Below are 12,988 nucleotides of genomic sequence, written 5' to 3'. Positions count from 1 at the left end.
CCTACATCTGGGAAAGGGTGAAGACCATCAGGCTCAGCAGCAGAAGGCCGAAGGACGTGACGCCGATGGTCCAGACGATCCAGGTCTTGAGCAGGGCGCCGAAGATGCTGGAGCCGTAGCCGCCCCGCATCGTCTGGAAGAGGTTGATCGGCCCCCACAGGCCGGCGATGCCGAACGCCGCCGGCCAGGCCGACATCGGCAAGACCATGCACACGGCGTAGATCAGGAACGAGAACGACAGCAGGTTCGTGGCCACCAGCAGATGGTCGTAGATGAAGTATTGGCGCTTGTTCACATAGACCAGCGCCAAGGACAGACCGGTGATCGGCAGCAGCAGCACCGCCAGGCGGTGCGCCCAGCCGAACAGAACCAACAGGTAGTAATCCGGGTTCTCGATGGCCTTGGCCAGGTTCTCCTTCAGCCAGCCCTTGGAGGCGTCCTTGGCGAAGTTCTTGTGGCCCTTGACGTCGCCGGGAACGGTGACGTTGACCTGCACGCCGTCGATCGTGGTCCCGGTCAGCTTCTGCTGACCGTTCGGCAGAACCTCGGCCTCGTCCAGCTTGAGGTCGCGGACCTGCTGGGCGGCGCTGGACATCTTCCGCTTGCTCTCGGCCAAGGCTTCGGCGGCGGCGTTCGGGTTGTTCTCCAGCGCCAAGGCCTGCGCCATCTTGTCGGCGTAGCGAGCCTCGTACCGCTTGATCCGTTCGGCGTAGGTCGCGGCGATCCTGGCCTTGTCGGCGCCCTCTTCCTTGAGGGCGGCGTCGCGCTCCTCGGCGGCCTCGGTCAAACGCTCGGCGCGCGCCTCGGTCGCCTCCTTGCGGATCTCGTCGGCCTTGGCCTTGCGGCCAGCCGGCGTCGCCAGTTGGGCGGCCTCGTGCTCCTCCTTCAGCTCCATCTGGTGACGGATGCCGTGGATGGCGTGCTCGGCGGCGAAGATGAACAGCAGCAGGGCCACCAGGAAGGTGCGGAACGGCGGCACGTGCCGCACGATCCGGCCTTCCATGTAGTCCTTGGCCAGCTTGCCCGGCTTGAAGAACAGCAGCGGCAGAGTGTTGGCCAGGCGACCGTCGAGGTGGAACATCCCCTCGATGGCCTCCCAGATCAGGTGCAGGATCGAGCGGTGATGGGTGTCGGCGTTCTGGCCGCACGAATAACAGTACCAGCCTTCCAGGGGCGTGCCGCAGTTCTTGCAAGGCTCGCCCTTGTGGTCGAACGGCTTCCTCTTCGGCCGGACATAGCCGCCCGCCGAATCGGCCGCCGCCGCTTCCAGTTCAGCTCCCGTGATCACGCCCTACGCCCCCCAAACGTCGCTGAAGTTGAGTCTTATTCAGCCCAGGCGGGTTTACGACGGGCGAGGAAGGCGCGCACCCCTTCTTGGCCTTCCTCCGACACGCGGCGGCGGGCGATGCGTTTGGCGCTCTCTTCGATCAGGCCCTTGTCGATTTTCTGGCCAGCGAAGTCGTTGACCAGGGTCTTGGCCTCGCCGATCGCGCCGGGTGCGCAGGGGGCCATTTCCTCGATCAGGGCGTCGCGGGCGACTTCCAGGCTGGCGAGGTCCTCGAACACCTCGTCGACCAGGCCAAAGCCCCAGGCCTCGTCGGCGTCGAACACCCGGCCGGTGGCGAACAGCAGCTTGGTCGTGCGCGGGCCCAGAGCCTGGATGACGTACGGGCTGATGGTCGCCGGGGTCAGGCCCAGCTTGACCTCGGAGAACGAGAACTTGGCGTCGATCAGGGCGATGGCGTGGTCGCAGGCGGCCACCAGGCCGGCGCCGCCGCCAAAGGCCGGACCTTCGACGAGGGCCACGGTGAGAGCTGGGATGTCGTGCAGAGCCTTGAGCATGTGGGCCAGCTCGAGGGCGTCGGCGCGATTGTCGTCCTCGTCCTGTTCGATGGACGCGGCCATCCAGTCGAGGTCGGCGCCGGCGCTGAACACGCCGCCAACGCCGCGCAGGAAGACGATCCGTACGCCCTCGGCCCCGTGCAGGGTCTCGAAGGCCTGTCGCAGGCCCGAGATGGTCTCGGCGTCGAAGGCGTTTTTCTTGTCGGGCCGGTTGATCCAGACCGTCACCGCCCCCGCGAGGGTGCTTTCGATATGTACGAGCGGGGTCATGGTCTCGGTGTCGTTCACCTCGACGATGGGATCGGCGATCGGGTTGGTCATGGGGCTCGTTCCTTTTTAAACGCTACATCCGGAAAACGCCGAAGGTCGTCTCCGGGATAGGCGCATTGAGACTGGCCGAGATTGCGAGGCCCAGCACGTCACGGGTTTGCGCCGGATCAATGATGCCATCGTCCCAGAGCCGGGCCGTGGCGTGATACGGATTGCCCTCATCCTCGTAGCGCTGACGGATGGGGGTCTTGAAGGCTTCCGCCTCCTCCGGCGTCCATTTGGCGGCGTCGCGGTGGACGGTGGCCAGAACGCTGGCGGCCTGCTCGCCGCCCATCACCGAGATTCGGCTGTTGGGCCAGGTGAACAGGAAACGCGGGCTGTAGGCCCGGCCGCACATGCCGTAGTTGCCCGCGCCGAAACTGCCGCCGATCAGGACGGTGAACTTGGGCACCTCGGCCGAGGCGACCGCCGTGACCAGCTTGGCGCCGTCCTTGGCGATGCCGCCGGCCTCGTACTTGCCGCCGACCATGAAGCCCGAGATGTTCTGCAGGAACACCAGCGGGATCTTGCGCTTGCAGGCCAGCTCGATGAAATGCGCGCCCTTGACGGCGCTTTCGCTGAACAGCACGCCATTGTTGGCCAGGATCGCCACCGGCTGGCCCCAGATGCGGGCGAAGCCGCAGACCAGGGTCGCGCCGTACAGCGCCTTGAACTCGTCGAACTGGCTGCCATCGACGATGCGGGCGATCACTTCGCGGACGTCATAGGGGGCCCGGACATCGGTCGGGACGATGCCGTAGATCTCCTCGGGATCGTACAGCGGCGGCTCGGATTCGGTGATGACCAGCTGGTCGGGCTTGGTCGTGTTGAGGTTGGCGACGATCGCGCGGACGATCTCCAGGGCGTGCTCGTCGTTCTCGGCCACGTGGTCGACGACGCCCGAGCGACGGCCGTGGGTCTCGGCGCCGCCCAGTTCCTCGGCGCTGATAACCTCGCCCGTGGCGGCCTTCACCAGCGGCGGGCCGGCCAGGAAGATGGTGCCCTGGTTGCGCACGATCACCGTCTCGTCGCTCATCGCCGGGACATAGGCGCCGCCGGCGGTGCACGACCCCATGACGCAGGCGATCTGCGGGATGCCCACGGCGCTCATCCGCGCCTGGTTGAAGAAGATCCGGCCAAAGTGGTCGCGGTCGGGGAAAACCTCGGCCTGGTGCGGCAGGTTCGCGCCGCCGCTGTCGACCAGATAGACGCACGGCAGGCGGTTCTGGGCGGCGATCTCCTGGGCCCGCAGGTGCTTCTTCACCGTGATCGGGAAATAGGCGCCGCCCTTCACGGTGGCGTCGTTGGCGACGATCATCACTTCGCGGCCCGAGACCCGGCCGACACCGCAGATGATGCCCGCGCCGGGCGCTTCGCCGCCATAGAGGTCGCAGGCCGCCAGTTGGCCGATCTCCAGGAAGGGCGAGCCCGGATCCAGCAGGCGCTCGACGCGCTGGCGGGGCAGAAGCTTACCGCGCGAGGCGTGGCGCTCACGCGAGCTTTCGGGACCACCGAGGGCCGCTTCCGCGACTTTTACGCGCAATTCCTCGACCAAGGCGCGGTTATGGGCCGCGTTGCGGATGAAAGCGTCACCGGACGCGTCGACAACGGAGTTCAACTTCGGCATGACCGACGCTTAGCCTCTTCCACCCTATCCAGGAAGTCGTAGTTTTTTGGACCCCGAACAGAAAGATTCCGAGCCAAATCCGTTCTCGGACATTTCATGTGCGGGATCAACAGTTGCGCCTGATCGCGCCCCCGTGGTCAAGCCTGCCCGAAACCGCTAGCGTCCGCGCCGTGGAAACGCCCCTGCCCGACGACTCGGCCCTGGCGCGCCTGTTTGCCCGAGAGCGGCGGACCGGGGCCGCCGCGTGGTTTTCGCTGCCGGGCGGGGCGACCCTCTTCCGCCCCGGCGAGGACGCCGACCAGCTCTATTTCCTGAAGACCGGACGCCTCGGCGCCTTCCGCCGCGAAGAGGGCCAGGAGCCGCAGTTCCTGGGCGTCATCCGCCCCGGCGAACCGGCCGGCGAAATGGCCCTGGTCGGCGGCAGCGCGCACTCGGCCTACATGGTGGCCCTGCGTGACAGCGAGGTCGTCTCCCTGCCCCGCGACGACTTCTTCGAGGCGGCCGAGGAAGACCCGCACGTGATGCTGGAGCTGTCGCGGCTGATGATCCGCCGGTCCCGCCAGGCCCAGACGCAAGCGGCGATCGGCGATCCGTCGGTATTCGGATTCATCGCCATCGAGCCTGGCTTGGCCATTCGGCCGGTCATCGACCGCCTCGCCCGCTGCATCGAGACCCTCGGCTACTCGGTCACGGTCGAGGGCGGCGAGTCCCTGCTGGCCCCGACCGAGTGGTTCAGCAATGTCGAGCGCGAGCACGACTTCGTCCTCTATGTCGCCGAGGCCGACGAGACCGCCTGGAAGCACGTGGTCGGCCGTCAGGTGGATCGCCTGTTCCGGATCGGACGCGGCGACCGCGCGCCGCCGGCCGAGATCCCCTCCTACGCCTCGGGCCCGCTCCAGGCCCAGCGGCTAGTCGACCTGATCCTGCTGCAATCGGCCAGCCTGGCGCGGCCCAGCGGCTCAGCCGCCTGGATGGCGGCGACCCAGGCCGCGCGGCTGTTTCATCTCCGCGAGAACGGCGTGGCCGACATGGAGCGCCTGGCGCGAGTCCTGACCGGCCAATCGGTGGGCCTCGTGCTCTCTGGCGGCGGCGCGCGAGCCTACGCCCACATCGGCGCGATCCAGGCGATGCGCGAGCGCGGCGTGCCGATTGACTTCGTCGGCGGCGCCTCGATGGGCGCCATCGTGGCGGCCGGTATCGCCATGGGCTGGGACGACGGTGAACTGGAGCACCGCATCCGCAAGGCCTTCGTCGACACCAGCCCACTGGACGACATCGCCTTCCCCATCATCGCCATGACCCGCGGCGAGAAGGTCAAGGCACGGCTGGACGAGCATTTCGGCACGGTCGACATCAGCGACCTGTGGCTGCCGTTCTTCTGCGTGTCGTCGAACCTGACCTCGGGCTCCTATCAGTTGCACCGCACCGACGATCTGCAATCGGCTTTGCGGGCCTCGATCTCGCTGCCGGGCGTGCTGCCGCCGGCCACCGACAAGGGTCAGGTGCTGGTCGACGGGGCCGTGATGAAGAACTTCCCGGCCGACGTGATGCGATCGTTCCAGTTGGGGCCCATCGTCGGGGTCGACGTCACGCGCGGGCGCAGCATAACCGCCGACGACATCGTCGTGCCGCCCTCGCTGTGGAGTTGGATCCTCTCGGGCGAGTGGCGCAAGGGTCCGCCGATCGTGGCCCTGCTGATGCGCGCGGCGACGGTGACCACGGGCCGCGACCTGGCCGCCGCCCGCGAGGCCACCGACGTGCTGATCACGCCGAAACTGGAAGGCGTCGACATCCGCGACTGGCGCGCCTTCGAGCCCGCCGCGAAGGCTGGCTACATCGCCGCCAGCCAGGCTCTGGACGCCTTGAACCGGCCCGTCGACGAACTGCGCCGGCGGCCCAGCCTGGCCGAGAAGCACGCGGGCGTCACGCCTTCCGCGCGACGATGAACAACCGCTTGAACGGGAACAGCGTCACGCCGTCCGCGCGGCGCGGATAGTCGCGCGCCAGCCGGGCCCTCCACGCGTCGAGGAAAGGCTTTTTCTCGCCGTCCGGCAAGGCGTCGAGATAGGGCCGAAGGGTCGTACCCATGGTCCAGTCGACGATCGGATCCTGGCCATGCAGGGCGTGCAGATAGGTCGTGGTCCAGATATCGACCTCGGGACAGGTCGGAGCCAGCCAGGCGTAGTAGTCCTCGGGCTGATTGGCGTGACGCACGCCCTCGACGCCGGTCAGCCGCGCGGCCCACGGCCCGTCGGCGGCGATATCGGTCAACGCACCGCGCCAGCCCAGCCCGTCGGCCACCGGCATCTGCACGGCCAGCACGCCGCCGGAGGCCAGGTTCGCGGCCAGGCGCGGGATCAGGTTCGCGTGGTCATCCACCCACTGCAGGGCGGCATTGCTGAAGATCAGGTCGGCCGGAACCTCGGATGTGAAGCTGGCGATGTCGCCCAGCACCCACTCGACCCGCGCCGCCAAGGCCTTGGCCCGCGCCAGCATCTCGGGGCTGGAGTCCATGCCCAGGACTCGCGCCTCCGGATGGCGCGCGGCCAGCAGCGCCGCCTGCTCGCCCAGGCCACAGCCCAGGTCCCAGATCTCGCGCGGCTCCAGGTCGCGGGGAATGGCGGTCAGCAGGTCCAGCGCCGGTCGCTCGCGATAGCGCCGATAGAGGGCGTAGATGTCCGGATCCCAGCTGGCCATCGGCGCTCCCATGTCAGCCCGCGACAATTTGTCGATCGTGCAACCAAAGGCTTTTGTGAAGAATTCTTCTCAAAGGCGAGGATTTACCATACGGTCCGAGTCAGATCCCCAAAAGAGGGATTAAAGGGAAGGATTCACGCGGCATGCTCACGCCCATAAACCTCACCCCGAACGGCCATACGGCCCGGGTGACTGGTGCTCGTCGTATCAACCTCAACCGTCCCCTGGCCATCGGCGCGGCGTTCGCGCTGTGGGCGGCTATCCTGTTGGGCTTCAAGCTACTGACGATCTGAGCACGCCTTTTAGGCATGACCAGCGCGACGTCTCGTCGCGGTCGACTCCCCCTTTTCATTCGGGAAATCGGGTCCATATTCGAGTTGTGTTGTTCAACCAACTGAAAGGAGGTGACCAGTGTCTCATTGTCTCCAACCGCGGTCGCAAGTCGTGACCTGGAGCCTTACGAGTGAGGTCTCCGCCTAGGCGTTGAGCGCCCAAGGTTTCTAAGTCACGCGCTGCGAAAGCGGCCACGACGATGGAGGGCCGTCCCGAACGATCGGGGCGGCCCTTTTTCTTGACGTCTTAGGCCCCGATCAGTTCCCGGCCGATCAGGAAGCGGCGGATCTCGTTGGTGCCCGCGCCGATGTCGTAGAGCTTGGCGTCGCGCAGCAGACGCTCCACCGGCCACTCCTTGGTGTATCCAGCGCCGCCCAGGGCCTGGATGGCCTCCAGCGACACCTTCACCGCGTTCTCGGACGCCATAAGGATCGCGCCGGCCGCGTCGAAGCGCGTGGTCTTGCCGGCGTCGCAGGCGCGGGCCACGGCGTAGACATAGGCCCGGGCCGAGTTCAGGGCCACGTACATGTCGGCGATCTTGCCCTGCATCAGCTGGAACGAGCCGATCGCCTGGCCGAACTGCTTGCGGTCGCGGACATAGGGCAGGACGATGTCCAGGCAGGCCTGCATGATGCCCAGCGGACCGGCGCTGAGCACGGCGCGCTCGTAGTCGAGGCCGCTCATCAGCACCCCGACGCCGCCGCCGACCGGACCCATGACGTTCTCTTCCGGGATTTCGCAATCCTCGAACACCAGCTCGGCGGTGTCGCTGCCGCGCATGCCCATCTTGTCCAGCTTCTTGGAGACGCTGAACCCCTTCATGCCCTTCTCGACGATGAAGGCGGTGATGCCGCGGCTGCCCTCGCCCGACTTGGCGTAGACCACCAGGGTGTCGGCGTGCGGGGCGTTGGTGATCCAGAACTTCGTGCCGTTCAGAACGTAGCGGTCACCCCGCTGTTCGGCTCGCAGCTTCATCGAGACGACGTCCGAGCCCGAACCGGCTTCGCTCATGGCCAGGGAGCCGACATGCTCGCCGCTGATCAACTTGGGCAGGTAACGCTGCTTCTGGTCGGGCGTGGCCCAGCGGCGGATCTGGTTGACGCAGAGGTTGGAGTGCGCGCCGTACGACAGGCCAACCGAGGCCGAGGCGCGGGACACCTCTTCCATGGCCACAACGTGCTCGAGATAGCCGAGGCCCAGGCCGCCGAACTCTTCCTCGACCGTGACGCCATGCAAACCGAGGTCGCCCATCGGGATCCACAGACCACGCGGGAACTCGTTGGTCTCGTCGATCTGGGCCGCCAGCGGCGCGATCTTGTCGGCCGCGAAACGGGCCGTGGTCTCACGGATCGCGTCGGCCGTCTCACCCAGCGCGAAATCCATCGAGGGTGCGAAATTGGTGCTCATACGTCCTCCCATAGCACGAACGCCCGCAAGGCGCTGAACCTTGCGGGCGTTCTTGCTCAGTTTCCCCGAGGGAAGCAAAGAAAACTATTCGTCGTCGCTCGCATCGGGTCCGGCGAGGCGGCGGAGCAGAAGATAGGCCGAAACCACGAAACAGATCGCGCCAATCATGCTGGCGCCGTAGCCGAACATCTTCACGCCGCTGTCCGAGCCCGCGGCGACGGTCAGTATCCACAGCACGCCGCCGCCGAACAGGGCCAGGCCCAGGATGCCCAGGCTGACCAGCAGGCTGGTGTTGCCGAAGCGCGGGGCCTCGGCCTGGACCATGGAGACGTCCATCGGCCGCAGGTCGACCTCTTCGCTGGTCGAGAAGCCGCCGAGGTTGAACACCGACGCGTTGGCGGCCGGGCCGCCGAACAGGGTCGGCTCGCTCTGGACCGGCTGCGAGGCCGGGGCGAAGCTCTCGACCGGCGTCGGCCGTTCGACCTCCTCGACCGGCTGCGGCGTCAGGCGAAACGGCGTGAACTCGACCGGAGCGGCCACAGGGGGCTCCGTCGGAGCCGGTTCGATCGGGGCCGTGGTCGTCTCGTCCTGGAACAGGACCGGCTCGGGTTCGGTGATCGCGGATTGGGCCGGGACCGGCGGTTCCGGCAGGCCCAGATCATCCTGGCGCACCGGTTGAGGCGCGGTCGTCGTCGACGCGGCCAGCGGCGTCTCCGGCAGGATGGCCTCCAGGCGCGCGGCGACCGCGGCGGCCGACTGTTCGGTGGCCGTCGGACCGTCCTCTTCCGGCACGACCACGGTCAGCGGCAGACCTTCCTCGCGCTCGGCGACGACCCGGTCGCCCTCGGTGCGGGCGTTGACGGCGACCGGAGTCTGTTTCGGCACGGCGCAGCTGGCGTCGTAGTCGACCTTCGGGCGCAACACAGGGCTGGGCGCGGGCACCCATTCGCCGTTGGCCGGCGTCAGGAACAGGGTCTTCTCGGCCGACCGGCGGCGGACCAGGGCGTCGATGACGATCCGCTCACCCTCGAAATCGGCCTTGCGCCACATCTCCATCGCGCACGCGGCTTGCAGCAGCGAGCCCTCGTTGATCCGGCGCAGCACGCCCGAGCGGAGGAAGTTGTCGAGACCGATATTGAAGGCGAAGCAGGCCAGCGCATCGAACTGGTTCTGGTTCAGCGGCGCGTAGGTATGTTCGTTGACCGAATGGGCGACCGAGATCAGGTCGTACAGCAGCAGGGCCTCGGCGTCCTTTTCAGAGACGGAGGCGCCCTCGCGAGCGGTCAGGGTGTGGCCATAGCCGACCGTCCAGCGCCCGTCGGGGAGCTGCGCGGCCTTCTGACGGTAGCCCTCGAATCTCTTGATGAGATCGACGGCCGTCCGGGTGACCTGATGGCGCGGTTTCATCGCGGAGTTTGACCCAGTTTGAGACAGACGCGGATGCGTTCGCCTGTCTCGGCGCAAGGTCGGCGCCAGTTTTCCCTAGTGGCGCGAGAAAAGCGTCAGTGCAGCAGCAGGGCGGCGATCAGCAGCACGGCGAAGAAGCCGGTGAAGTCGGTCAGGAAGGTCACGAAGATCGAAGACGAAACCGCCGGGTCCCGGCCCATCTTTTCCAGGGCCAGGGGCATCAGGATGCCGCCCAGGGCGGCGGTGAAGATGTTAGCGATCAGGGCGGAGCCGACGATGATCGCCAGCTTGCCGTGATGGTCCTGCGGTCCAAAGAACAGATAGGTCGCCGCGCCCATGACCAGGGCCAGGCACACGCCGTTGACCAGGCCGACCAGCAGTTCGCGCAGCACGATCCGACGGGCGTTGGCCGTGGTCAGCTCCTTGCTGGCCAGAGCGCGCACGGCGACGGCCAGGGTCTGGGTGCCGGCGTTGCCGCCCAGGGACGAGACGATCGGCATCAGGATGGCCAGGGCCACCAGCTGGGCGATCTCGGCCTGGAAGATGGCGACGCCGCTGACCGCCAGGGTGGCGGTGGCCAGGTTCAGCATCAGCCACGGCAGGCGCGACTTGACGATCTCGATCACCGAGGCGTCACGGCCGGCGTCGGACACGCCGGCCAGGGCCAGGATGTCTTCCTGGGCTTCGTCGCGGATGACCTCGACGATGTCGTCGACGGTGATCTGGCCCACCAGCCGCCCGCCCGGATCAATGACCGGGGCGCTGATCAGGTGGTACTTGTCGAAGATGTAGGCGACCTCTTCCTGGTCCATGCCGACATCGATTTCGGTCGCCGCTTCCATCAGCTCGGCCAGCGGCGTCTCGCGGCGGCTGCGCAGCAGGATGCTGATCGGGATCGCGCCGACCGGCTTGTAGGTCGGGTCGACCACATAGACGTCGAAGAACAACTCCGGCAGCTGATCGCCCGCGTCGCGGACGTGGTCGATGGTCTGGCCGACGGTCCAGAATTCCGGCGCGGCCAGGAATTCCCGCTGCATCAAGCGGCCGGCGGTCTCGTCCTCGTACGACAGGGTCGTCTCGATGGCGGCGCGATCGGTCTCGCCCATGGCGGCCAGCACCTGGAAGCGCTTGGTGTCGTCCAGGTCGTCGATGACGTCGGCGGCGTCGTCGGTGTCCAGCTCCTCCAGCGCCCGGGCCAGGGTCACGGACGGGGTGGCCTCCAGGACCTCCTCGCGGATGTTGTCTTCCAGCTCCGAGATGATCTCGCCCAGCGCCTCGGGATCGAGCAGCGGGATCACCTGCTCGCGATAGTCGGCGGTCAGGAAGCCCATCAGGTCGGCGACGTCGGCCGGGTCCAGGGCGCCCACCAGCTCGCGCAGGCGCTTGCTGTCGCCGCTGTCGGCGGCGTCGATCACCATCTCGACATATTCGGGATTGAGGGCGTAGTCGTCGCCGAGGGCGAGATCTTCCAGCTCCTCGGGGGTCTCGGACTTGGCCAGCGGGATCTGGTCCAGCGCGATATCGTCCAGCACGTCGTCGGTCAGTTCGGCGGTTTCCCGGGTCATGGGGGCCTCCTGAGCTCTAAGAGCGCGTGGGTTCGTGGGCTGCGTCCGATGAAGCGACCCTGAGGCGAAATCAGGGCCAGAAACGATTAGAGCGCCCCTAGCGAGTCGGAAACCGATTTCGCCGGGAGCGCTCTATTCTGTGTTCAACACTGGTGCGGTCGAGAAGACTCGAACTTCCACATCTTGCGATACAGCGACCTCAACGCTGCGCGTCTACCAATTCCGCCACGACCGCATCGTGGTGAGGGGCGGCAGGTAGCAAACTGAATCGGATTTGGGAAGTCGGAAGTTCGAGTATGTCGAACTTACCCCCTGCGACGGATTAGGCGCCGCCGGCCATGTAGTCGTAGACGTCGGCCGCGCGGGTCACCTGGATGGCGATGCGGTCGTCGCTGATCTGGATTTCGCCACGGGCGATCGGGTGGTTGTTGGCCAGAATCCACACTTCGTCATTGGTCTTGGCGTCCAGCGGGATCACCGCGCCGCGACCCATGCGCAGCAGTTGCTGCATAGGCAGGATCGAGCGCCCCAGCAGGACGGAGATCTCGACATTGACGGCGTTGACCTGGCTCACGAAGTAAGACCCTTGAACTGACACACGCGACCGACTGGGTCGCCACCGTCTCGATCGCAAGATTAGGGCCACATGCTTGCTCTCCCGTTAAGCGCTGAAAATACTGATATTCCGACCATGGGACGCGAGGACGCCGCGCCGGTTGGGTGGGCGGTTTCGGCCGACTACGTGCCCTACCCGGCAGCCGTTGCCGCCATGGAGGCCCGCGCCGCCGCCATCGCCGACGGAACGGCGGGCGAGCTGATCTGGCTGCTGGAGCATCCGCCGCTCTACACGGCCGGAATTTCGGCCAAGGCGACCGACCTGATCGAGCCCGACCGCTTCCCGGTGTTCGAGAGCGGCCGAGGCGGCCAGTTCACCTACCACGGCCCCGGCCAGCGCGTGGCCTATGTCATGCTGGACCTGACCAAGCGCGGCCGCGACGTGCGCGCCTTCGTCGCGGCGCTGGAGGCCTGGATCATCGACGCCCTGGCCGCCTTCAACGTCACCGGCGAGTTGCGCGACGGACGGGTCGGCGTCTGGGTCGAGCGCAAGGGCGCGGGCTGGAGCCGCGAGGACAAGATCGCCGCCATCGGCGTCAAGCTGCGCAAGTGGGTCAGCTTCCACGGGATCAGCCTGAACGTGGAGCCGGACCTTTCCCACTTCTCCGGCATCGTACCCTGCGGCCAGACCGAGCATGGCGTGACCAGCCTGGTCGACCTGGGCCTGCCCGTCACCCTGGACGAGGCCGACGCGGCCCTGAAGGCCAGCTTCCAGAAGATCTTCGGGCCGGTCGAGGACGCGGACGCGCCGGTCTAGGGTCATGCGTTTTCATCCTCACGCGGCGCGGCCGCTGAAGGCGTGTGGGGAGGCGACGGAGCGGCCGGGCGAACCCGGAGACCGTGAGGTTTTTTGTGTTTCGGCTCGCTGACCGCTCCGCCAGGCTGTTCTTGCCCGTGAGGTCGGGAGGCGTGAGCGTTGTCTGCTCGGGTCCCCGTTTACCCCCGGACGGGCGCGGACCAAGTCGATCGGCTACATCCGTCTCGACCCCGACGATCCACGATAGGCGGCTTGTACGATCACCGCCCTGTCGATCCGCTGAGGGTTTGGCCCCGGAAACTGCCCGTTCGCCAGCCGATCCGCCTAAAGAGTACGGACGGGGCGACCTTCGAGCCTCCAGGAACCGCCAGCGGCCCCGCTCAACCTATCCCCGCCGCCGTTTTGGGCCGGATCCAAACGCCCTCCCCC

The 12,988-nt window shown here is 67.0% G+C and carries 11 protein-coding genes, 1 tRNA gene and 1 pseudogene; 4 read left to right on the top strand and 9 right to left on the bottom strand.

Annotated elements, in window-relative coordinates; translation table 11 throughout:
- Nucleotide 1: 1 nt before the first annotated feature.
- Genes AC07R7_RS10685 through AC07R7_RS10675 form a run of 3 tightly spaced genes read right to left on the bottom strand, consistent with a single transcriptional unit; the run spans nucleotide 2 to nucleotide 3,778 of the window.
- Nucleotides 2–1,288: a DUF3667 domain-containing protein gene (locus AC07R7_RS10685; protein WP_492888507.1), complete on the bottom strand. Its 1,287-nt coding sequence runs from the start codon at nucleotides 1,286–1,288 to the stop codon at nucleotides 2–4.
- Between the two features lie 35 nt (nucleotides 1,289–1,323).
- The gene (locus tag AC07R7_RS10680; RefSeq protein WP_492840815.1) at nucleotides 1,324–2,163 is read right to left on the bottom strand and encodes an enoyl-CoA hydratase-related protein; all 840 of its coding nucleotides are present in this window, start codon (nucleotides 2,161–2,163) and stop codon (nucleotides 1,324–1,326) included.
- Nucleotides 2,164–2,185: 22 nt separating this feature from the next.
- Nucleotides 2,186–3,778, bottom strand: a complete 1,593-nt coding sequence (locus tag AC07R7_RS10675) for a carboxyl transferase domain-containing protein (protein WP_492888506.1) — start codon at nucleotides 3,776–3,778, stop codon at nucleotides 2,186–2,188.
- A 170-nt stretch (nucleotides 3,779–3,948) separates the two neighbouring features.
- Here AC07R7_RS10675 and AC07R7_RS10670 point away from each other — a divergent pair, with 170 nt between their 5' ends.
- A complete protein-coding gene (locus tag AC07R7_RS10670) occupies nucleotides 3,949–5,724 on the top strand; it encodes a patatin-like phospholipase family protein (protein WP_494635232.1) in 1,776 nt (591 codons plus the stop codon).
- Here AC07R7_RS10670 and AC07R7_RS10665 read toward each other — a convergent pair.
- Entirely contained in the window at nucleotides 5,702–6,475 is a 774-nt protein-coding gene (locus tag AC07R7_RS10665; protein ID WP_492888505.1) for a methyltransferase domain-containing protein, read from the bottom strand. The genes AC07R7_RS10670 and AC07R7_RS10665 overlap by 23 nt on opposite strands.
- Before the next feature lie 143 nt (nucleotides 6,476–6,618).
- On the opposite strand from AC07R7_RS10665, the gene AC07R7_RS10660 reads away from it, so the two are divergent.
- Nucleotides 6,619–6,768: a hypothetical protein gene (locus AC07R7_RS10660; RefSeq protein ID WP_492840809.1), complete on the top strand. Its 150-nt coding sequence runs from the start codon at nucleotides 6,619–6,621 to the stop codon at nucleotides 6,766–6,768.
- Between the two features lie 101 nt (nucleotides 6,769–6,869).
- Nucleotides 6,870–6,955, top strand: a pseudogene (locus AC07R7_RS10655) (hypothetical protein).
- A 99-nt stretch (nucleotides 6,956–7,054) separates the two neighbouring features.
- Here AC07R7_RS10655 and AC07R7_RS10650 read toward each other — a convergent pair.
- The 5 genes from AC07R7_RS10650 to AC07R7_RS10630 form a co-directional block, all read right to left on the bottom strand.
- Nucleotides 7,055–8,215, bottom strand: a complete 1,161-nt coding sequence (locus tag AC07R7_RS10650) for an isovaleryl-CoA dehydrogenase (RefSeq protein WP_494635120.1) — start codon at nucleotides 8,213–8,215, stop codon at nucleotides 7,055–7,057.
- An 84-nt stretch (nucleotides 8,216–8,299) separates the two neighbouring features.
- Nucleotides 8,300–9,622: a lysozyme-family localization factor SpmX gene (gene spmX / locus AC07R7_RS10645; protein WP_494635119.1), complete on the bottom strand. Its 1,323-nt coding sequence runs from the start codon at nucleotides 9,620–9,622 to the stop codon at nucleotides 8,300–8,302.
- A gap of 95 nt (nucleotides 9,623–9,717) precedes the next feature.
- Nucleotides 9,718–11,187 carry a magnesium transporter gene (mgtE, locus tag AC07R7_RS10640; protein ID WP_494635118.1) on the bottom strand — a complete coding sequence of 490 codons (1,470 nt, stop codon included), beginning with the start codon at nucleotides 11,185–11,187 and terminating at the stop codon, nucleotides 9,718–9,720.
- A gap of 150 nt (nucleotides 11,188–11,337) precedes the next feature.
- Nucleotides 11,338–11,422 (bottom strand) — tRNA-Leu (locus AC07R7_RS10635).
- A gap of 87 nt (nucleotides 11,423–11,509) precedes the next feature.
- Nucleotides 11,510–11,821 (bottom strand): FliM/FliN family flagellar motor switch protein, encoded by a 312-nt coding sequence (locus tag AC07R7_RS10630; RefSeq protein ID WP_492840801.1) that lies wholly within the window; start codon nucleotides 11,819–11,821, stop codon nucleotides 11,510–11,512.
- Nucleotides 11,822–11,833: 12 nt separating this feature from the next.
- Between AC07R7_RS10630 and lipB the strand changes: the two genes are divergently transcribed.
- Nucleotides 11,834–12,559, top strand: coding sequence for a lipoyl(octanoyl) transferase LipB (gene lipB / locus AC07R7_RS10625; RefSeq protein WP_494635117.1), 726 nt, complete (start codon nucleotides 11,834–11,836; stop codon nucleotides 12,557–12,559).
- Nucleotides 12,560–12,988: the final 429 nt, after the last annotated feature.

The sequence above is a fragment of the Caulobacter sp. GW821-FHT05F04 genome, assembly GCF_059419665.1.
This window is presented reverse-complemented; position numbering and strand designations above follow the sequence as displayed.